The sequence below is a fragment of the Amycolatopsis sp. NPDC004747 genome (assembly GCF_053601335.1).
The window spans coordinates 26,518-47,133 of the sequence record NZ_JBSGBQ010000029.1 but is presented as its reverse complement, the minus strand read 5'-3'; the positions used below and the strand labels follow the sequence as shown (position 1 = coordinate 47,133).

General features: G+C 70.6%; 16 protein-coding genes. 5 read left to right on the top strand and 11 right to left on the bottom strand.

The genetic code is table 11. The annotated features are described in order from the left end of the window. Positions 1 to 2 precede the first annotated feature (2 nt). Both ACWEGE_RS35540 and ACWEGE_RS35535 read right to left on the bottom strand, forming a co-directional pair. Positions 3 to 587, bottom strand: a complete 585-nt coding sequence (locus ACWEGE_RS35540; protein WP_449664857.1) for an FMN reductase — start codon at positions 585 to 587, stop codon at positions 3 to 5. Continuing rightward, positions 584 to 1,678, bottom strand: a complete 1,095-nt coding sequence (locus ACWEGE_RS35535) for an LLM class flavin-dependent oxidoreductase (RefSeq protein WP_449664856.1) — start codon at positions 1,676 to 1,678, stop codon at positions 584 to 586. The genes ACWEGE_RS35540 and ACWEGE_RS35535 overlap by 4 nt, the downstream gene beginning before the upstream one ends. Positions 1,679 to 1,785: 107 nt before the next feature. On the opposite strand from ACWEGE_RS35535, the gene ACWEGE_RS35530 reads away from it, so the two are divergent. From ACWEGE_RS35530 to ACWEGE_RS35520, 3 genes are all read left to right on the top strand, one after another. Then, positions 1,786 to 3,201, top strand: coding sequence for a hypothetical protein (locus tag ACWEGE_RS35530; RefSeq protein WP_449664855.1), 1,416 nt, complete (start codon positions 1,786 to 1,788; stop codon positions 3,199 to 3,201). Positions 3,202 to 3,335: 134 nt separating this feature from the next. Next, positions 3,336 to 5,387 carry a DNA gyrase/topoisomerase IV subunit B gene (locus tag ACWEGE_RS35525; RefSeq protein WP_449664854.1) on the top strand — a complete coding sequence of 684 codons (2,052 nt, stop codon included), beginning with the start codon at positions 3,336 to 3,338 and terminating at the stop codon, positions 5,385 to 5,387. Positions 5,388 to 5,414: 27 nt separating this feature from the next. After that, positions 5,415 to 9,182 carry a DNA gyrase subunit A gene (locus ACWEGE_RS35520; protein WP_449664853.1) on the top strand — a complete coding sequence of 1,256 codons (3,768 nt, stop codon included), beginning with the start codon at positions 5,415 to 5,417 and terminating at the stop codon, positions 9,180 to 9,182. A gap of 51 nt (positions 9,183 to 9,233) precedes the next feature. Here ACWEGE_RS35520 and ACWEGE_RS35515 read toward each other — a convergent pair whose 3' ends face one another. From ACWEGE_RS35515 to ACWEGE_RS35475, 9 genes are all read right to left on the bottom strand, one after another. Beyond that, positions 9,234 to 10,505 (bottom strand): RICIN domain-containing protein, encoded by a 1,272-nt coding sequence (locus ACWEGE_RS35515; protein WP_449664852.1) that lies wholly within the window; start codon positions 10,503 to 10,505, stop codon positions 9,234 to 9,236. Positions 10,506 to 10,534: 29 nt separating this feature from the next. Continuing rightward, entirely contained in the window at positions 10,535 to 12,364 is a 1,830-nt protein-coding gene (locus ACWEGE_RS35510) for a glycoside hydrolase family 3 protein (protein ID WP_449664851.1), read from the bottom strand. 122 nt (positions 12,365 to 12,486) lie between these two features. Continuing rightward, positions 12,487 to 13,260, bottom strand: coding sequence for a tyrosine-protein phosphatase (locus ACWEGE_RS35505; RefSeq protein WP_449664850.1), 774 nt, complete (start codon positions 13,258 to 13,260; stop codon positions 12,487 to 12,489). 40 nt (positions 13,261 to 13,300) lie between these two features. Beyond that, the gene (locus tag ACWEGE_RS35500; protein ID WP_449664849.1) at positions 13,301 to 13,801 is read right to left on the bottom strand and encodes a YbaB/EbfC family nucleoid-associated protein; all 501 of its coding nucleotides are present in this window, start codon (positions 13,799 to 13,801) and stop codon (positions 13,301 to 13,303) included. Beyond that, positions 13,798 to 14,181: a YbaB/EbfC family DNA-binding protein gene (locus tag ACWEGE_RS35495; protein WP_449664848.1), complete on the bottom strand. Its 384-nt coding sequence runs from the start codon at positions 14,179 to 14,181 to the stop codon at positions 13,798 to 13,800. Before ACWEGE_RS35495 ends, ACWEGE_RS35500 begins: the two co-directional genes overlap by 4 nt. Positions 14,182 to 14,187: 6 nt before the next feature. Beyond that, positions 14,188 to 15,300, bottom strand: a complete 1,113-nt coding sequence (locus ACWEGE_RS35490) for an NlpC/P60 family protein (RefSeq protein ID WP_449664847.1) — start codon at positions 15,298 to 15,300, stop codon at positions 14,188 to 14,190. Next, the gene (locus ACWEGE_RS35485; protein WP_449664846.1) at positions 15,297 to 15,638 is read right to left on the bottom strand and encodes a hypothetical protein; all 342 of its coding nucleotides are present in this window, start codon (positions 15,636 to 15,638) and stop codon (positions 15,297 to 15,299) included. Before ACWEGE_RS35485 ends, ACWEGE_RS35490 begins: the two co-directional genes overlap by 4 nt. 109 nt (positions 15,639 to 15,747) lie before the next feature. Then, on the bottom strand, positions 15,748 to 16,494 hold the full coding sequence (locus tag ACWEGE_RS35480; RefSeq protein WP_449664924.1) for a DsbA family protein: 747 nt from the start codon (positions 16,492 to 16,494) through the stop codon (positions 15,748 to 15,750). Positions 16,495 to 16,560: 66 nt separating this feature from the next. Beyond that, positions 16,561 to 17,067 (bottom strand): MauE/DoxX family redox-associated membrane protein, encoded by a 507-nt coding sequence (locus ACWEGE_RS35475; RefSeq protein WP_449664923.1) that lies wholly within the window; start codon positions 17,065 to 17,067, stop codon positions 16,561 to 16,563. A 76-nt stretch (positions 17,068 to 17,143) separates the two neighbouring features. Here ACWEGE_RS35475 and ACWEGE_RS35470 point away from each other — a divergent pair, with 76 nt between their 5' ends. After that, positions 17,144 to 17,974 (top strand): glutamate ABC transporter substrate-binding protein, encoded by an 831-nt coding sequence (locus tag ACWEGE_RS35470; protein WP_449664845.1) that lies wholly within the window; start codon positions 17,144 to 17,146, stop codon positions 17,972 to 17,974. Beyond that, complete coding sequence (locus tag ACWEGE_RS35465; RefSeq protein ID WP_449664844.1) at positions 17,971 to 20,610, top strand: ATP-dependent helicase C-terminal domain-containing protein; 2,640 nt, start codon at positions 17,971 to 17,973, stop codon at positions 20,608 to 20,610. The genes ACWEGE_RS35470 and ACWEGE_RS35465 overlap by 4 nt, the downstream gene beginning before the upstream one ends. Positions 20,611 to 20,616: the final 6 nt, after the last annotated feature.

The following is a 20,616-nucleotide window of genomic DNA, read 5'->3' as shown; positions in this document are numbered from 1 at the left end:
GGCTACTGCGCCAGGAGCTGTTCGAACGGAACGAACTCCGGCTCACCCGAAGGAACGACCCGTCCCTCGGCAGCCGAAGCGAGCTCCGCGCCGGCCTTCTCGATCCGCCGCTGCAGCGCCCCGGAAGCCTCGCCACTGCCCCAGTCCGACGAAGCCGCGTACACGCCCGTCGCGACCGGATCCGCTTTCAGGTACCCGAACAACGGCCGCAGCTGGTAGTCCAGCACCAGCGAATGCCGTTCCGTGCCACCGGTCGCCGCGAGCAGCACCGGCGTGCCGACCAGGGAATCGGTGTCCAGCACGTCGAAGAACGACTTGAACAGCCCGCTGTAGCCGGCCGTGAACACCGGCGTCACGGCGATCACCGCATCCGCGCCGGTCACCGTCTCGATGGCCGTGCGCAGTTCCGGGCTCGGGAAGCCGGTCAGCAGGTTCTTCGTGATGTCCAAGGCGATGTCCCGCAGCTCCACCACGGAAACCTCGACCGGGGACCCGGCCGCGGCGACCGTCGCCGCGGCCAGGCGGTCCGCCAGCAGGCGGGTCGACGAAGGCACCGAAAGCCCCGCCGTCACGACTGCGAGCTTCATACCGTCACCTCCACCGCGGCCGAAGCCGCCGCCTTCAGGGATTCGTGCGTCGGCGCGTCCGGGACGTGCGCCGGGCGCATCGCGTCCAGTTCCTTGCGCAGCACCGGAACGACGTGCTCACCGAGCAGGTCGAGCTGCTCCAGGACGGTCTTCAGCGGCAGGCCCGCGTGGTCCATCAGGAACAGCTGGCGCTGGTAGTCGCCGAAGTGCTCGCGGAAGGTCAGCGTCTTGTCGATGACCTCCTGCGGGCTGCCGACGGTCAGCGGCGTCTGGTCGGTGAACTCCTCCAGCGACGGGCCGTGCCCGTACACCGGCGCGTTGTCGAAGTACGGCCGGAACTCGTTCCAGGCGTCCTGGGACTTGGGCCGGATGAAGGCCTGGCCGCCGAGGCCGACGATGGCCTGGTCCGCCGAGCCGTGGCCGTAGTGCTCGAACCGCCGGCGGTAGAACGAGATCAGCTGCTGGAAGTGCTCCTTCGGCCAGAAGATGTGGTTGGCGAAGAAGCCGTCACCGTAGTAGGCGGCCTGCTCCGCGATCTCCGGGCTGCGGATGGACCCGTGCCAGACGAACGGCGGGACGCCGTCCAGGGGCCGCGGGGTCGAGGTGAAGCCCTGCAGCGGGGTGCGGAACTTGCCTTCCCAGTCCACCACGTCCTCGCGCCAGAGCCGGCGCAGCAGCGCGTAGTTCTCGATGGCCAGCGGGATGCCCTGGCGGATGTCCTGGCCGAACCACGGGTAGACCGGGCCGGTGTTGCCGCGGCCCATCATCAGGTCGACGCGGCCGTCGGCGAGGTGCTGCAGCATCGCGAAGTCCTCGGCGATCTTCACCGGGTCGTTCGTGGTGATCAGCGTCGTCGACGTCGACAGCACCAGCTTGGACGTCTGCGCCGCGATGTACCCGAGCATCGTCGTCGGCGACGACGGGACGAACGGCGGGTTGTGGTGCTCGCCGGTCGCGAAGACGTCGAGACCGACCTCCTCCGCCTTGAGCGCGATGCGGACCATCGCCTTGATCCGCTCGTGCTCCGACGGCGTGGTTCCGTTCGTGGGATCGGTCGTGACGTCGCCCACCGTGAAGATTCCGAACTGCATGACCTGCTCCCTTCGCGAGCACCATCTTACATGCGCGTTCAACTACTTCCAAGCAAGAGATATTCCGGCCGTCAACCGCGTTGGGGGTACCGGCTAAGGTCAAGGACATGGACGCGGAGCTCGCTCGGCTGGGTTTGGCAGAACGTTCGGTACGACTACTCGCCGGTCGCGACATCTGGGCCTCGATCACCCCCTTGCTCGCCCCGCGCCGGAACCTGGTGGCCGCCTTCGGTCACGTCGGGCCCGGCGCGGCGGCCCTGCTGCCCCTGCAACCCGGCGACACGCTGATCACGGACGCGAGCCTGGACACCGTGCTGTCCGGCGCGACGAGCCCGCACGCGCTGCTGCACTGGGTCAAGGCGGGCGTGATCGTGCACTCGCTGCGGGGGCTGAACGCGAAGCTGGTGATCGCGGAGGACGACCCGTCGTTCGTGGTGGTCGGCTCGGCCGACGTCACCGCCGCCGGCCCGCGGCAGCTGTTCGAGGCCGTCACCCTCTCCCACGAGCGGCACACCGTCGAGGAAGCCCAGGAGGCCTGGCTCGAGTGGTGCGACCTCGCGGGTCCCTCGCTGACCGCCGGTGACCTGGAGCCGCTGCTGGAGCAGTACGGCGCCGGCAAGCCGGTGACGGCCCGCCCGGCGCCGTCGCCCCGGCCCGCGGCGGCACCCGCCCGCCCGGTGGTGACCAGCCGCCCGGTGACGCCGGTCCGCCCCGCGGCCGCGACACCGCCGCCCTCGCCGGTGCGCCCCGCCGCACCCGCGCCGTCGCCGGTCCGCCCGGCCACGCCGCCCGCTTCGCCGGTGCGCCCAGCGGTGCCGGGCTCCCCCGCCGCAGGCTCCCCGGTGCCATCGCCCACCGACCCCGCCCGCCCGGCGCAGCCGGACGCCGGGCACCCGGCCGCCGAAGCCGCGCAAGCCGGCTCGCCCGAGTCACGACCCGAAATCCCGGCCACCACCGAGCCCGCCACGGCGGAACCGGTTGCGGCCGAGCCCGCAGCCGCGGCCCCCGAAGCCACGGACGTGCCGCGGCCGTCCTGGCCGCGGCCGGCCGAGCTGTACCTGGTCAGCCTCGTCGAAGGCGGCGACCCCTCCGCCGAGGCCGAGTACCGGCTCGAAGAGCTGCAGCGCGAGTACAACCACCCCGGCGAAAACGGCGAATCGCCGTTCCGGGTCGAGCTGCTCTGGGCCGACGACGGCCAGGGCCAGGACCCGCCGCGCACGCTCCGCGCGGGAGTGCACGTTATCCCCGTCTACAGCCAGAAGCAGGGCCGTCCCCTCGTCGGATCCCGGATCGAGGCACCCGGTCTCGTCCTGCAGGCGCACATCGACGAGTTCGCCTACCCGCGGCGCACGTACTGCTACGTCCTGACCCGGCAGTCGGCCGCCAAGCCGGCCTTCGGCGAGCTCCGCAAGGCCCTCGCCGCGATCGGCGAGAAGCCGAACTTCCGGAACAGTTTCCAGGTCCCGCGGAAGATCGAAGCCCTGCTGGGCCTGTGGCCCGACCTGGGCTACGACCCCCGGTAAGGGGCGGCGTACGCCACTCCGGAGAGGGCAGCGCGCGAAAGTTGTCGGGGTCGGCGGATATCCTGCACTACGGTGCAGGCGAGTCCGCACCGCCACCAGCACTTTCGCGAGCCACGATCCGGGAGAACGACCCTGTGACTGCCGAGACCTTGTACGGGGCCGACGACCTGACGCATCTCGAGGGTCTCGAAGCCGTCCGCAAACGCCCCGGGATGTACATCGGCTCCACCGACAGCCGGGGCATCAACCACCTCTTCTCGGAGGTGGTGGACAACTCCACGGACGAAGGCGTCGCCGGCCACGCGACGAAGATCGTCGTCACCCTGCACGCCGACGGCAGCGTCCAGGTCGACGACGACGGCCGCGGCATCCCGACCGGCACCCACGCCAAGTCCGGATTGTCCGGCGTCGAGCTGGTGCTGACGCGGCTGCACGCCGGCGGCAAGTTCGGCGGTTCGGGTTACAAGACCTCCGGCGGCCTGCACGGCGTCGGCGCTTCGGCGGTCAACGCACTGTCGCACCGCTTCGACGTCACGGTGAAGCAGGACGGCAAGGTCCACCAGATGTCGTTCAAGCACGGCGTGCCGGGCACGTTCGACGGGCCGGGCCCGAAGGCGAAGTTCACCCGCCGCTCCGGGCTGAACATCACCGGCAAGATGAAGCGCGGCGAGCGCAGCGGCACGTCGATCCGCTACTGGTACGACGCGCGCTACTTCGAGTCCGGCGCGGCGCTCGACGTCGAGGGCGTCCGGTCGAAGCTGCGCAACACCGCCTTCCTCGTCCCGGGCGTCACGTACGTGCTGCGCACGGCGATCGAAGACACGATCAACGAAGAGACGTTCCACTTCCCGAACGGTCTGGCCGACATGGTCGACTTCCTCACCCCTTCGGGCGAGAAGCCGGTCTGCGGCACGCTGCTGATCACCGGCGAAGGCACGTACAAGGAGAACGCGGCCGACGCCGCCGGGGTCATGCAGTCCAATGTGGAGCGGCACGCCGAGGTCGAGGTGGCGCTGCGCTGGGGCACCGGCTACGAGCGCACGGTCGAGTGCTTCACCAACACGATCCGCAACGTCCACGGCGGCACCCACCGCCGCGGCTTCGACCGGGCGATGGCGAAGGCCTTGCAGGAGGCGATCTCCAAGACCCGCGGGCTGCTCAAGCCCAAGGAGGACATGCCGACGATCGAGGACGTCCTCGAGGGCATGACGGCGGTGATCCACGTCCGGCTGCCGGAGCCGCAGTTCACCTCGCAGACCAAGGACGAGCTGTCCACCGCCGGGATCACCCGCGTGCTGCAGGGCATCGTCGACAAGCACGTCAAGGCCTGGACCGAGGATCGCAAGACCAAGTCCGAGGCCAAGGTCGTGCTGCAGAAGGTGGTCGACGCCTCGCGCGTGCGGCTCACCCAGAAGCAGCAGAAGGACGCCGCCCGGCGCAAGACCGCGCTGGAAGGCGCGGCGATGCCGCCGAAGCTGGTCGACTGCCGCACCACCGGCGTCTCCCGCAGCGAGCTGTTCCTGGTCGAGGGCGACAGCGCACTGGGGTCGGCGCGGATGGCGCGCGTGTCGGAGTACCAGGCGCTGCTCCCCCTGCGCGGCAAGATCCTGAACGTCCAGAAGGCCTCGCTGGGCGACACGCTGAAGAACGCCGAGATCGCGTCGATCGTCCAGGTGCTCGGCGCGGGCACCGGGCGCACGTTCGACCTGACGACCATGCGCTACGGCCGGGTGATCCTGATGGCGGACGCGGACGTCGACGGTTCGCACATCCGCACGCTGCTGATCACGCTGTTCGCGAAGTACATGCGCCCGGTGATCGAGGATGGCCGGCTGTACGCGGCGATGCCGCCGCTGCACAAGCTCGTCACGAAGGGCCGCAACCCGGAAACGCACTTCACGTACACGCAGCAGGAGATGGAGACGAAGTTCGCCGAGCTGGAGCGGGCGGGCAAGAACATCGTCACCCCGGTGCCGCGGTTCAAGGGTCTCGGCGAGATGGACGCCGACGAGCTGTGGGAGACCACGATGAACCCGGCCACCCGCTCGGTCCGCCGCATCACCATGGACGACGTCGAGGCCGCCGAAGGCGCGCTGGAGCTGCTGATGGGCGAGAAGGTCGAGCCCCGGCGCAACTGGCTGGTCGCCTCATCGGACCGGATCGACCGCGAAGCCATCGACGCTTAAATTTCTTAGCTACCAAGGAGTTCTGCCGTGGCACGCCGCAAGGGCACCACCACCAAGGTCGATCCCAGCGCGTTCGACTCCCCCGGTGCGCACGTCTTCGACAACTCGCTGAAGACCGAGATCGAAGACTCCTACCTGGAGTACGCGTACTCGGTCATCCACTCGCGCGCCCTCCCGGACGCGCGGGACGGGCTGAAGCCGGTGCACCGCCGGATCCTGTACTCGATGAACGAGAACGGCTACCGCCCGACGCACGCGTACGTGAAGTCGTCCCGCGTGGTCGGCGACGTGATGGGCAAGTACCACCCGCACGGCGACGTCGCGATCTACGACGCGATGGTGCGGCTGGCCCAGGACTTCTCGTTGAACGTCCCGCTGATCGACGGCCACGGCAACTTCGGTTCACCCGACGACGGCCCGGCTGCCAGTCGCTACTGTGTGACCGGCGACACCCGGATCCGCCTGGCCGACGGCTCGAGCCCGCGTATCGCCGATGTCGTCAACCTGCCCGCCGATTCGGAGGCGGACGCCGACTTCGAGGTCCTCGATAAGGACGGCAAGGCCGTCCGGGTCGACAAGGTCTTCAACTCGGGTGTGCACCCGACGGTCCGGGTCACCACGAAATCGGGCTTCTCGATCCGAGGCAGCGAGAACCACCCTGTGCTGTGCCTCGAGGCGCCGATGGGTGTGCCGATGTTCCAGTGGAAGCAGCTGGACGAGGTGAAGCCGGGCACGATCGTGTGCCTCGCCCGCAACGCGTGGAAGAACGTGATCCCGACGGCCCGGGAGTACAACCTCGGCGTCCTTGCTGGCGCCTGGGCGTCCGAGGGCTTCGCCAGTGAGAACTCCGCAGGCTTCGCAAACTCGGACGAGCACTTCTTCGGAGAGGTGCTGCACGCCTACGACAAGGTCGTGCGCGGTGAACGGTATGTCCGCACCCGGCCCTCTCAGCCGAACCGGAAGCGTATCTTCGAGCTCGCCGTTCAGGGCCCAGCCCGCATGGAAGCCTTCCGCACGAGCCCCCTGGCCGAGTTGATCGGTCACCAAGCACGCGAGAAGTTCGTTCCCGCGTGTGTGTGGAACAGCGGCGCAGGGGTCAAGCGCGCCTTCCTGATGGCAGCGTTCGAAGGTGACGGCTGTTGTCGCAAGAATGGCGAGACCTACACGGTTGACTACACCACCTACAGCGAGCGGCTGGCCGCGGAGCTGCAGGAACTGCTCTCGGAGTTCGGCGTCATCGCAGTTCACCGGCGCTACACGCGGGCGAGCGGCTCGGTGGAACACCGGCTGGTCGTCTCCGGCTTGCGCAACGTGCGCGCGTTCGCCGAGCGGGTCGGGTTCCTGAAGACCAAGCAGGCGAGGCTGCAGGAGCTCGTCCAGCGGTCGGTCCTCCGCCCTCACCGACTCAGCTCGGATCACGTCCCGTTCGTGGCCGACTACGTCCGCGGAGCGCTCGAGTTCGACAAACGGGGCAGCGGGCGCAAGTGGCTGACCCAGCACAACTTCGATCGCATCGAGCGCTGGGAAACCGAGCGGCTGCGGATCATCGACCGGATCAAGGACACCGAGGTCTTGGCCACGATCCTGCCGATCATGGACTCGGGGTACCGGTTCGAAGAGGTCATCGAGGCGGTCGCCGCGGATCCGGCCGAGGTCTACTCCGTGCGCGTCACCACGGATGACCACTCGTTCTTGGCCGGCGGTTTCGTCAACCACAACACCGAAGCGCGCATGTCGCCCGAGGCGATGCAGCTGGTCGGCGAGCTCGGCGAGGACACCGTCGACTTCCGGCCGAACTACGACGGTTCGCTGGAAGAGCCGTCCGTTCTCCCCGCGGCGTTCCCGAACTTGCTGGTCAACGGCACCTCCGGGATCGCGGTCGGGATGGCGACCAACATGATCCCGCACAACCTCGGCGAGGTCATCGCCGCGGCGCGGTGGCTGATCACGCACCCGTCCGCGACGCTCGACAAGCTGATGGAGTTCGTGCCCGGCCCGGACCTGCCCACCGGCGGCAAGCTGCTGGGCCTGGACGAGGTCCGCCGCGCGTACGAGACCGGCCGCGGCGTGGTCCGGATGCGCGCGAACGTCGAAACCGGGCCCCTCGAGGGCAGCCGCGGGCGGCAGGCGATCACCGTCACCGAGCTGCCCTACGGCGTCGGCCCGGAGAAGGTGATCGAGAAGATCACCGACGAGGTCAACAAGTCCAAGCGGCTCACCGGCATCGCCGACGTCAAGGACCTCACCGACCGCGAGAACGGCACCCGGCTGGTGATCGAGTGCAAGGTCGGCGTCAACCCGCAGGCCCTGCTCGCCGACCTCTACCGGCTCACGCCGCTGGAGCAGTCGTTCGGCATCAACAACCTGGTGCTCGTCGACGGCCAGCCGCAGACCCTCGGTCTGAAGGAGCTCCTGGAGGTCTTCCTCCGGCACCGCTACGACGTCGTCACGCGGCGCACGAAGTACCGCCGCCGCAAGCGTGAAGAGCGCCTGCACCTGGTCGACGGCCTGCTGATCGCCCTGCTCAACATCGACAAGGTGATCCGGCTGATCCGCGAAAGCGAAAACGCGCAGGCCGCGAAGGACGGCTTGATGACGCGCTTCAAGCTGTCGGAGATCCAGGCGACGTACATCCTGGACACGCCGCTGCGCCGGCTCACGAAGTACGACCGCCTCGAACTCGAGTCGGAGCAGGAGCGGCTGCGCGAGGAGATCGCGGAGCTGTCCAAGATCCTCGACGACGAGTCGGTGCTGAAGAAGCTCGTTTCTTCGGAGCTGGCGAAGATCGCGAAGGACTTCCCGACCGAGCGCCGCACCGCGCTGATCGACGGCGACCTGAAGGAGGTCCTGGCCGCGTCGAAGCCTTCGGGCCCGCTCGAAGTGGCGGACGACCCGTGCCAGGTGATCCTGTCGGCGACCGGGCTGGTGGCCCGCACCGCAGCCGAGTCCGAGGAGGCGACGGAGACGCGCCGCCGCAACGGCCGGGTGAAGCACGACGCCGTGGCCGCCGTGGTCCACACGACCGCGCGCGGGCAGGTGCTGCTGGTGACCAGCCGCGGCCGCGCGTTCAAGACGGACGTGCTGCCGCTGCCGGTGCTGCCCGAGCAGGCGGGCACGGTCTCCCTGCGCGGCGGCATGGCGGCTCGCGAGCTGGTGCCGCTGGAGAAGGGCGAGACGGTGATCGGCATCGCGCCGCTGGGCGAGCAGGCGGCGGGCTCCCCGGGCCTGGCGCTGGGCACCCGGGCGGGCGTGGTGAAGATCTGCGCGCCGGAGTGGCCGGTCCGCTCGGACGAGTTCGAAGTGATCTCCCTGAAGGACGGCGACGAGGTCGTCGGCGCCACGTGGCTGACGGACGGTTCGGAGACGCTGGCCTTCGTCTCGTCGGAGGCATCACTGCTGAAGTACGCGGCGTCGCTGGTCCGCCCCCAGGGCCTCAAGGGCGGCGGCATGGCGGGCATGAACGTGGGCGCTGGCTCGGTGGTGTTCTTCGGAGCGGTCCGCACGGACGACGACGAGCACGGCGAGCCCCTGGTCATCACGGCGACGGGCCAGAGCGTGAAGGTGACCCCGTTCAGCGAGTACCCGGCCAAGGGCCGGGCAACGGGCGGCGTCCGCGCCCAGAGGTTCCTCAAGGGCGAGACGGCGTTGCGGGTGGCCTGGATCGGCCCCCGCCCGGCAGGAGCGGCCCGCAACGGCGACCCGGTGGAGCTGCCGGAGATCGACGTCCGCCGCGACGGCTCGGGCCACGCCCACCCGGGCCCGGACGTGGTGGGCCACCTTATCGAGCGCGACTGAAGGTCGTGAGTGGTAAGGCGGGTTAGAACCCGACTTACCACTCACGACCGGTTAGGCGACCTTGAACGACTGAGCGGCGCCGCCGCTGCAGGCCGCCTGGACCAGCTGGACACTGTCCGCTGTGGACGAACCCGGCACGGTCAGGCACTTGCCGCTGTGGCGGGCGACGAAGTGGTAGTAACCCCCGCCCTCCGGCACCGGCTGCCACTGCTGGTTGTTCCCGCCGCTGTAGGACCACAGCTGCAGGCCGGCGTTGTCCGCCGTCGAGACGTCCGTGACGTCGATGACCTGGGCCGCGTTCGTCCGGTTGTTGATCCGGTCGTAGCCGCCGCTGGTCGGGGCGAACTGGTACTGCTGGGCCGTCGTTCCGTTGCACGTGTATTGCTGGATCACCGTGCCGTTCGCGCTGCCCGCCGAGCGGGCGTCGATGCACTTGCCGGACGCCTTGTTCGTCACCGCGTACCAGGCCGCCGGGTCGATCGTGCCCGGGTCGGTCGGCCCGGTCGAACCGCCGCCGAGCCACTTCAGGCCGTCGAGCACGAAGCGGTTCTGGTCGGCGCTCTCGAACGTCGACGACAGCGCCGTGTTCGTCTCGTAGTTCATCGCGTTGTGGCCGAAGTTGGCGTAGAGCATCTTGTAGTTCTTGTTCGTCCACGCGATCGGGTAGTAGCCGCTGTACCAGGTCTGGTTCGGGTCGGTGCCGATCGGGAACGTGGAGTTGTCCATCGACGCCAGGATCGAGATGTTCGGGTTCTGGCGCAGGTCGTTCTGCCAGGCGTACCACTCCGACGTCGACGACCGGATCGTCGCCGGCAGGTTCGCCGTCGACGGGTGGGTGCGGTTCTCGATCTTCAACGTCTCCGGCGTCGGGCCCCACGTGTTCGACGTGAAGCGGCCGGTGCCGAGGAAGTCGTTGTGGAACCAGTTCGCGTACGACGGTGTCGAGCTGTCGTTGTAGGCCGTGACGTGGAAGCCGAAGAACGCGCCGCCGCCGGCCATGTAGTTCTGGAAGCCCTGGAACTGGGCGGCCGACTGCGGCTGGTCGTCGAGGAACAGCACGACGTCGGCGGTGGCCTTGGTCAGGCTCGTGAGCCGGTTCCAGTCGGTCGTGGCCGTGTAGCTGAAGCCGTTGGCCGACGCCTGCTGCGGGAACCAGACGTTGGCCTCCTTCTCGAAACTGATGTGCGCGGCGTCGTAGGTGCCGCTGTAGAAGGCCAGGACCTTGAACGGCGTCGCGGCCTGCACCGCCGGGGCACCGAGCGAAAGCCCCAGGCAGGCGGCGAAGAACGCCAGGATCCGGATCAGCGGACGGCGGGATCTCATGGGCGGACCTTTCCGGTGGGGGACGGAAATCACCAGGGGCGGTGCGGGTACCGCAGGCCGAACCCGAACGGGAACAGCGCGGGTTGGCCGTCACCGGCGTTGATCGGCTGCTGGTCGGCGCTGCGCATCCAGGTCACCGGCAGCTTGCCGGTCGGGTTGTAGTCGCCGAAGAGGACATCGGCGACGCCTTGTCCTTCGCTGCCCGGCAGCCACGACTCGACGAGCCCGGCCCAGTCCGGCAGCTGCGCGGCGATGTCGAGCGGCCGCCCGGACACCAGCACGACCACGGTCGGCACGCCGGAGTCCTTCAGCTTCTGCAGCGTGGCGAGGTCGGTCGCGTCCAGCCCCATGCCCTGCGGCCGGTCGCCCTTGCCTTCGGCGTACGGCGTCTCCCCCACGACCGCCACGGCGACGTCGTAGCTCTTGTCGATCCCCGTGCCGTCCTTGGCGTAGGTGACGGTCGGGGACTTCTGCCGCAGGCCCTGCAGGATGGTGGTGCCCGGGATGACCGGGCCGCTGGTGCCCTGCCAGCCGACGGTCCAGCCGCCGGACTGGTTGCCGAGGTCGTCGGCGTTCTTGCCGGCCACGAAGATCTTGCCGCGCTTCGAAAGCGGCAGCACGTGGTGCTCGTTCTTCAGCAGCACCTGGGATTCCCGCACGGCCTGGCGCGCGAGGTCGCGGTGCGGCCTGCTGCCGATGGTGTCCAGGAACCGCCGGTCGGTCAGCGGGTGCTCGAACAGGCCGAGCTCGAACTTCTTGGTGAGGATGCGGCGGTTGGCGTCGTCGATCCGGCTCATCGGCACGCGGCCCTGTTCGACGAGCGTCCGCAGCGTGTCGATGAACTTCTGCCACTCGTAGGGCACCATCACCATGTCGATGCCCGCGTTGATGGCGGCTTCGACCTCTTCGGGGGTGAACCCGCTCTTGCCGTCGATCTTGTCGACGCCGTTGTAGTCGGAGACGACGATGCCGGTGAAGCCGAGCTCCTTCTTGAGGACGTCGTTGACCAGGTACGACCCGGCGTGCATCTTGACGCCGTTCCAGCTGCTGTAGGAGATCATCACCGAACCGACCCCGCGCCGGATCGCGGCCTGGAACGGCGGCAGGTGGATCGCGCGCAGCTCCTGCTCGCTGATCTCGGTGTTGCCTTCGTTGACGCCGCCGGTGGTGCCGCCGTCGCCGACGTAGTGCTTGGCGGTGGCCATGACCGACCCCGGCCGGTCCAGCCGGCTGCCCTGCAGCCCGGTGATGATCGACGTCATCTGCGTGGCGAGCTGTGGGACTTCGCCGAAGGACTCGTAGGTGCGGCCCCAGCGGTCGTTGCGGGCGACGCACAGGCAGGGCGCGAAGTCCCAGTCGATCCCGGTGCCGGAGACCTCTTCCGCGGTGGCGCGGCCGATCTTCTCGACGAGCCGCGGGTCGCGCGTCGCGCCGAGGCCGATGTTGTGCGGGAAGACGGTGGCGCCGTAGAGGCCGTTGTGCCCGTGCACGGCGTCGACCCCGTAGACGAGCGGAATCCCGAGCGGCGTGGCGAGCGCGGCCTTCTGGAAGCCGTCGTACATGTCGGCCCAGGTGACGGGCGTGTTCGGGGTGGGCTGCGAGCTGCCGCCGGAGAGCAGCGACCCGAGCCGTCCGGTGGTGACGTCGGCCGGGCTCTTCACCCCGAGCCGTTCGGCCTGCATCATCTGGCCGAGCTTGTCGTCGAGCGACATCCGGGAGAGCAGATCGGCCACCCGGACCCCGACCGGCCGCCAGGAGTCCTTGTAGGCCGGGCGGTTCCCGGCGAGCGCGGGCGTTCCGGAGCCGAGCAGCAGCGCGAGAGCCAGCGCGCCGGTGCCCAGCCTGCGTCCGAGGCGCATCCGGGTCCTCCTCGTCGAGAGACCAAAATTCACGCCTTGGATTAAGACACAGCGATAGGCGGCTGGTCCAGACCTCTCAGCGAACTCGGTTACCGCTCACCGGGACCGTCCCCGGCGGCGGGCTACCCGGCCAGCCGGGCGCGAACGGCAGCGAGCTCGCTGCCGGTGACACCGCCCTCGAGCAGGTACCGCTCGGCGTCGAACCCGTCGAGCGTCGCCAGCACGGCAGCTTCGGCCGTGGTGCCGTGCTTCGCCAGGGCGGCCCGGATGACCGGCCCCTGGTCGTCGGTCCCCATCGCGGCGTAGAGCGCCGGAAGGGCTTCGGCCGACATGGCGTAGTCGGCGGCGATGGCCCGTGGTTCGACGCCGGCCAGCGCGAGCAGCAGGAGCGCGACCAGACCCGTCCGGTCCCGGCCCCCGCCGCAGTGGAACAGCACCCCGCCGGGATCGGCGTGGGCCATCGCCTTGACGACCGCGGCGCAGCGCCCGGCCTTGTGCCGCAGGAAGACGGGGTAGTAGAGCGGGGTCCCGTTGAGCCCGGCACCGTTGATGTGCTGCCAGAGGGCGACGTCGTCGACGTCGTCGAGCGGGACTTCGAGCCGGGCGATCCCGGCCGGGGTGACCGGCCCCGCGGCGTCCGCGGTGAACTGCGCCGAACCCGCCCGCGCGGTCCGGGCGTCCATCCCGGGCCGGATCTCGTCCGCGTTCCGGAGGTCGACGATGGTGCGGACACCCGCGGCACGCGCCTGCGCCCACCCCGCCTCGGTGACGAGCCGCAGGTCCGCCGCCCGGAAGAAGGCCCCGAACCTGGTCGTCTTCCCGGACGTCGTCGGCAGCCCGCCGAGATCCCGGGTGTTGTGGAAACCGGGCCACGAGACCACCCTGCTCGCGCTCAACTCGTCGGTCCCCTCCGGTAGCGTGGAAAACGGGGGCTGCTCAGCGGTCCGAGCGCAGCGAAGCCGGATCGAACGACTCCCAGTACGCGTCCTCGTCCTCGACACCGGCGGCGGGAGCGGGCTCCGGCGACGACGCTGCCGGTTCCATCCGCAAAGCCCGCTGCCGCTGGAACTCCTCGACCGTCATCCCCGGGTCGTCGTCCTCCGCGCGGGCCGGCGCCGGCATCCCCGTCATCTGCTCGATCATGAACGTCATGTCCTCGCCGAGCAGCAGGGCCACCTTGTTGTAGCCGTCCTGCGTGGCCTCGCGCATGGCCGCCTGGGCGATCTCCACCACCAACGGCCCCAGCCGCTCCCCCAGCTCCACCGCCGAAGGGGCCAGCCACAGCCGCAGCAGCTTCCCGCGAGCGTCGACCGTCACCTCGACCTGGCCGTCGAGGTCGTGCGCCGTGCCCGAAGCCGAGGCCAGGAGCTCCTCCACCCGGGCCATCGCCTCTTCGCGGGCGCGGGCCTGGGCGATCAGCTGACGGGTCGTGATCACCGTCGTCCCTCCCCGTACGAGAACGTCTCGGCGTCCGGGTCGTCGTCCGGGATCGGTGCGTAGCCCAGGGTCTCCAGCTGTTCCGGGCCGACCGCGGCCGACAGCGCGTGGTACATCCGGTCGCCCGCACGCCGGGTCGCGCGCTGGGCCAGCTCGAAGATCCGGTCGGCCAGCACCGCGGAGCCGTGCCGCAGCTCGGACCGGTGGATCGACACGCCGGTCAGCAAGCCGCCCGGAGCCACCTGGACCTCGATGCCGCCGGACGAAGCCTTGCCCACCACCGGGCCCGAGCGGGCCAGGCGGGCGGACACCTCCTCGCCCGCCCGCGACGCCTGCTCGGCGATCCGCGCAGCAGCCAGGTCGACGTCGAAGTCAGCCAAAGAAAATCACCCCGTAGGCCGGTAGAAGCCGATGAACGACTGCCCCGCGTTCGTGGTGCGGATCTTGCTGATCTGCACCGGGTCGCCCGCCTCGATCATCTGGCCGTCGCCGATCACCATCGCCACGTGCCCGGACCACACGACGAGGTCGCCGGGCAGCAGCTGGTCGATCGAAGGCACCTCGGCCCCGACCGTCTGCTGCGCCGCCGTCCGCGGCAGCTGCAGGCCGGCGTCCTGGTAGGACGTCATGGTCAGCCCGCTGCAGTCCAGGCCGACGCCCCGGGCGGTGCCACCCCACACGTACGGCACGCCGAGCTGCGCGAGCGCGTTGCGCACCGCCTTGGCCGCCGTTTCGTTCGGTGCCATGACCTGCTTGCCGCCGGGCAGGTTGATCGCGACGCCGGAGCCGGGCTGCGGCGGGATCGCGACCGGCAGCCGCGGCTTGTGCACGGCGCCCCCGCCGCCGCCACCACCGCCGCCGCCGTCCGAGCCGCCGGAATACCCGCTGTTGCTGTTGAACGACGACCCGACCTTGGTCGAGGAAGAAGCCGAGGAGGACGACGTCGACTGCTCTTCGCCGCCGAGCCGGGTGCCGATGGCGGTCAGGTCGTTGATCGTCTGCTCGCTGAACGTCGCGGCCTGCCCGGTCAGCTGGCTGATCTTGGTCTGCAGCTTCATCAGGATGTCGCGCGAAGCGGCGCCGCGGCTCTCGGGCGGCTGGATGGTCTTGACCGCTTCCAGCGCCTTCATCGACGCCGCGATCTCCTTGATGATCTGGTCGCGCACCTGGTCGTTCTTGACCTCGCCGACGTGCAGCGTCTCGGCCGCCTCGGCGACGGCCTTCTCGATCTCGGCGCTCTCGTCGAGGAGGTCCTGGACCTCCTTTTCCAGGCTCTGCGACGTCGCCGCGGCGCGGTCCGTCGTCGAGCCCGAGCTGGCCGAAGTGAGATTGACGCGCTGCTCCGACGCGACGTCGCGGGTGCGCCCCACCGACGTCTGGAGCGCGACGTGCGCATCCCGCGCGCCGCTGATGGCGACCGGGTCGTGGCGCAGCTTCTGCGCGAACTGGTTCGTCGTGTCCAGGTGGTGCCGGACGAGCTGGTCGGTGTGCTCGGTCACGCGTCCTGCCCGAGATCCCCGCCGAGCCGCCGGACGACGTCGCCGTGCTCGCCTTCGACCGCCGCGTAGTTGCGGTCGGTCTGCCGGGCGGCCTCGCCGACCTGCCGCCAGCCGCCGCCGACGCGGTGCATCTTCTCCTGCAGGGCGCGCATCCGGCCGCTGTAGGCGCCGGAGAAGCCGGACTCGCCGCCCATTTCCGAAAAGCCGTGGCCGCCGAGCGTCACGTGCGGGCCGACGTGCTTCTCGGCCGCACCTTTGACGTCTTCGCCGAGCGGGTCGACTTCGCGCGCATACCGCGTGTACGCGCCCTCATCGACGTGAAACCCCGAACCGTCCACTGGCCCTCCCTGTCACCGGGGGTGCGACGTGCGCGCGGCACCCCCGGTTCCCCTGATGCCGGATCAGCCTAGTCGACGTTCCGTACCCGGGTGGGCGAATTGCCCCGGCTCAGCCGGTGACCTTCGCGAGCCAGTTCGGGTCCTGCCAGGACACGATCGCGCCGTTCGCGGTGACCGTCGGTGTGCCGAAACCCTTCTGCCCGCCGCCGAAGTCCTGCGCCAGCTTCGGGTCGTTCTCGATCTGCTGGAACGCCGTGTTCAGCTGCTCGTCGTAGGTGCCGGCGTTGACCGTCTGGGCGAACGCGGGATCGGTGATGCCGACGTTCTTGCCGAGCTCGATCATCTGCGCCTTGTCGTAGCCGCGCTTGCCCTCTTCGGGCTGGTTGGCGAACAGCGCGTCGTGGAACTGGAGGAACTTGCCGGCGTCGGCCGCCGCGAGCGCCGCGTTCGCCGAGTCGAGCGAGTAGCCCGGCGGGCTGGAGCGGTCGTTGAGCAGCGGCACCATGTGGTAGCGCACCTGCAGCTTGCCGTCGTTGATCGCCTGCTCGATCTGGCTCTTGTACTGCTTCTCGAACTCGCCGCAGATCGGGCAGAGGAAGTCGGCGTAGACGTCGATCGAGGCCTTGGCCCCGGCCTTGCCCACGGTGACGGCCACGCCGTCGCGCTTCTGGGTGACGTCGCCCGCCAGCGCGCTCGTGGTCGTGCCCGGGTCGATGACCTTGCCCTCGGTCCGGTTCCGGTCCGAGATCGTCCAGATCACGCCGCCGATGACCAGCACGGCCACGACGACCACGGCGACGACCCCGATGATCACCTTCCGCCGGTCGCCGGAGGTCCCCCTGGCCTGCGCGACCACCTTCGGACCGGCCTGCGCCGCTTGACGGCGCTTCCGCGCCGTCCGCTCAGCTCCACCCACTGTGTATCAGTTCCCTTCCGCGATACCCGAGTAGTCGGTTTCGGGCTCGCCCGAGTTCCCGCGACCTCGTGCCAGCCAGCCGTCGAGCGACAGCCACGTGCGCGGGCGCGCCAGCAGCCAGCCGGCGAGCAGCGCGAACCCCGTGTCGCGGAGGATCTCCTGGGGGTACTCGGTCTGCCCCGCCGCCACGTGGCCGCCGCCGCCGAAGCACCCGCAGTCGATGCTCAGCCCGCGCGCCCACGACTGGGCGATGCCGGCGATGAGCACGACCAGCAGGCCCAGCGCGGCCGCGGCGGCCCACCGGGTCGCCAGGCCCGCGAGCAGCAGCAGGCCGAGCACGAGTTCGACGAGCGGCAGCGCGACGGCCACCACGTCTTCGAGCGCGCCCGGCAGCACCTCGTACGCCTGCACGGCGATGAGCGTCTGACCGGGATCCGCCAGTTTGAGCGCGCCGGAAACGAGCCAGACGGCCGCCAGCCCGAGCCGGGCGAGCGTGCCGACGGTGTTCAGCACGGGTTGGGACGGTCGCACCACGCGCTTAGGCTAACGGTGCGACCTGAGAACAACGTGAGGCGGAGGGAGCGGCCGGATGCGATGGCGCGCGCTCTTCGGCTCGGCGTTGCTGCTGGTCACCGTGTCGGCGTGCGGTCCGGCGAAGGTGTCGCCGACCGACTCGCTCGTCACCCGGGCGAGTGCCGCGGATCACCTGACCATCGGCATCCGGTTCGACGCGCCGGGGCTGTCGGAGCACACCATCGACGGCCGGTTCGTCGGGTTCGACGTCGATGTCGCGACGTTCGTCGCGAGTGAGCTCGGCGTCTCCGCGAAGGACATCACGTGGCGCGAGACGACGTCGGCGACGCGGGAGACGGACCTCACCTCCGGCGCCGTCGACCTGGTCGTGGCGAGCTACTCGATCACGGACAAGCGCAAGCAGGTCGTGTCGTTCGCCGGCCCGTACTTCACCACCGGCCAGGACCTGCTGGTGCGGCGGACGTCGGCCGACATCGCCGGGCCGGAGGCGCTCAACGGGCGGCGGCTGTGCTCGGTCACCGGGTCGACGCCGGCGCAGCAGGTGAAGGACAAGTACGCCCAGGCCGTCCAGCTGGTCGAGTACCCGCGGTACTCCGACTGCGTGACCGCGCTGCTCGCCGGGCAGATCGACGCGGTGACCACGGACGCGGTGATCCTGGCCGGCTACGTCGCGCGCGACCCGGAGCTGCTGAAGATCGTCGGGAAGCCGTTCTCGAAGGAGAACTACGGGGTCGGCCTGCGCAAGGACGACACCCAGGGGGTGGCGGCGGTCGACGACGCGATCCGGAAGATGATCTCCTCCGGCGAATGGCTGCGCTCGCTCAACGCGAACATCGGCCCGTCCGGCTACCAGCTGCCCCCGCCGCCCGAGGTCACCGCGAAGTGAAGCTCCCCGACCTGCCGGTCCGGTCCGTGCTGCCCGACGTCGTCGCCGCGCTGGACGCCCACCTTGCCGCGGTGCTCGTGGCGCCGCCCGGCACGGGGAAGACGACGCTGGTCCCGCTCGCACTGGCCGAGGCGACCGGGGGCCGGGTGGTGGTCGCCGAGCCGCGGCGGCTGGCGGCGCGCGCGGCGGCGGCACGGATGGCCGCGATCCTCGGTGAGCCGGTCGGCGAGACCGTCGGGTACGCCGTGCGCGGCGACCGGAAGGTGTCGGCGCGGACCCGGATCGAGGTCGTGACGTCGGGGCTGCTGGTGCGGCGCGTGCAGGGCGACCCGGAGCTGCCGGGTGTGTCGACGGTGCTGCTCGACGAGTGCCACGAGCGCCACCTGGACGCCGACCTGCTGCTGGCGCTGCTCCTGGACGTCCGCGCCGGGCTGCGGGAGGACCTGCGGCTGCTGGCGACGTCGGCGACGGTCGCGTCCGGGCGGCTGGCTTCGCTGCTCGGCGACGCCCCGGTGGTGACGGCCACGGCGCGGACCTACCCGGTGGATTTCACGTACGTCCCGCCCGCGCGCGGTGAGCGTGTCGAGGCCTGTGTCGCGCGGGCGGTGCGGACGGCGTTGTCCTCGAGCGACGGCGACGTGCTGGCCTTCCTTCCCGGGGCGGGCGAGATCGCTCGCACTTCGGGATTGCTGTCTCTGTCCGATGTGGACGTCCTCCCGTTGCACGGCCGGTTGTCGGCGGCGCACCAGGACGACGCGTTGCGGCCGCGTTCTCGGCGCCGGGTGGTGCTGGCGACGGCGGTGGCGGAGTCGAGCCTGACCGTGCCGGGCGTGCGCGCGGTGGTGGACTCGGGCCTGGCGCGCGTGCCGCGCGTCGACCACCGGCGCGGGCTGCCGGGCCTGGCGACGGTGCGCGTTTCGGCGGCGGTGGCCGCGCAGCGGTCCGGCCGCGCGGGCCGGGAGGCGCCGGGGCGGGCGTACCGCTGCTGGGCCGAGCACGAGCAGGCGACGCTGCCGGCGTACCCCGAGCCGGAGATCCGCACGGCCGAGCTGGCCCGGCTGGCGCTGGAACTGGCGTGCTGGTCGACCCCGGACGGCAGCGGGCTGGCCTGGTGGGACCCGCCGGGCGAAGGCGCGCTGGCGGCCGGCCGGGCGTTGCTGGTGACGTTGGGCGCGACGGCCGAGGACGGCACGGTGACCCCGCGCGGACGGCGGATGGCGGAGCTGGGCCTGCACCCCCGGCTGGCCCGCGCGCTCCTGGACGGTTCTTCGGAGGTCGGCGCCCGCAACGCGGCCGAGGTGGTGGCGCTGCTGGACGCGGGCGCGACGCTGACGGACGTGGCCGCCGAGCTGCGCCGCCTCCGCTCGGCGGCAGACGAGGGTTCGCGGCGCTGGAAGCGCGAGGTCCAGCGACTGGAGGGTCTGGTGTCCCGCAACCGGGCCACGCGCTCCCCGTCCACCATCAGTTCCGCCCCCGATCACGCGGATCCCGGCTCCGATCACGCGAGTCCCGGCTCCAATCACGCGAGATCCGCACCCGATCACGCGAGTCCCGGCTCCAATCACGCGAGCTCCGCACCCGATCACACGAGTCCCGGCTCCAATCACGCGAGATCCGCACCCGATCACACGAGATCCGGCTCCAATCACGCGAGCTCCGGCTCCGATCACGCGAGTTCCGTTCCGGCGTCCGGCGGCCACCGCCCCGATCCCGCGCTGGTCGTCGCCCTCGCACACCCCGAGCGGCTCGCCCGGCGGCGGCCCGGTGGCGCTCCCGTCTACCTGATGGCCGGCGGCACCGCCGCCGAACTCCCGCCCGGCAGCGGCCTCGACGCCGAGTGGCTGGCGATCGCCGAAGCCACCCGCGACCCCGGCCGCGTCCACGGCACCATCCGCCTCGCCGCGGCCACCGACGAAGCCCTCGCCGTCAAGGCCGGCTCGGTGTCCGAAGTGGACGAAGTGAGCTGGGACGGCGACGTCGTCGCCCGGCGGGTGCGCAGGCTCGGCGCCATCGTCCTGTCCGAGAAGCCGCTCAAGAACGCGGACGTGCATGATGCCCTCGTCACCGGGTTGCGCACCGAGGGCCTCGGCCTCCTCAAGTGGAGCCAGGACGCGACCCGGCTGCGGGAGCGGATGGCGTTCCTGCACCGCGTCCTCGGGCCGCCGTGGCCGCCGGTGGACGACACCGCGCTGCTGTCCGATGTGGACAGCTGGCTGGACCTCGGCACCGCGCGCCGGAAGGCCGACCTGGCGAACATCAACGCCGGCACCGCGCTGAAGGCGCTGCTCCCCTGGCCGGAGGCGGCGAAGCTGGACGACCTCGCCCCGGACCGGCTCGAAGTGCCGTCGGGCTCGCACATCCGCGTCGACTACCGCGGTGACCAGCCGGTCCTGGCCGTGAAGCTGCAGGAGACGTTCGGCTGGACCGAAACCCCGGTGCTCGCCGGCGTCCCGGTGGTGCTGCACCTGCTCTCCCCGGCCGGCCGCCCGGCCGCGATCACCGCCGACCTGGCGTCGTTCTGGACGTCCGGCTACTCGGCCGTGCGCGCCGACCTGCGCGGCCGCTACCCGAAGCACCCGTGGCCGGAGGACCCGGCGGCCGCGGTCCCGACCCGCCACACCCGCCGCCGCACCTGACGAAAG

Coding starts and splice junctions, on each gene's coding strand:
- ACWEGE_RS35470 (WP_449664845.1), top strand. CDS start 17,144: ATGCGATGGCGCGCGCTCTTCGGCTCGGCGTTGCTGCTGGTCACCGTG.
- ACWEGE_RS35530 (WP_449664855.1), top strand. CDS start 1,786: ATGGACGCGGAGCTCGCTCGGCTGGGTTTGGCAGAACGTTCGGTACGA.
- ACWEGE_RS35515 (WP_449664852.1), bottom strand. CDS start 10,505: ATGAGATCCCGCCGTCCGCTGATCCGGATCCTGGCGTTCTTCGCCGCC.
- ACWEGE_RS35540 (WP_449664857.1), bottom strand. CDS start 587: ATGAAGCTCGCAGTCGTGACGGCGGGGCTTTCGGTGCCTTCGTCGACC.
- ACWEGE_RS35535 (WP_449664856.1), bottom strand. CDS start 1,678: ATGCAGTTCGGAATCTTCACGGTGGGCGACGTCACGACCGATCCCACG.
- ACWEGE_RS35510 (WP_449664851.1), bottom strand. CDS start 12,364: ATGCGCCTCGGACGCAGGCTGGGCACCGGCGCGCTGGCTCTCGCGCTG.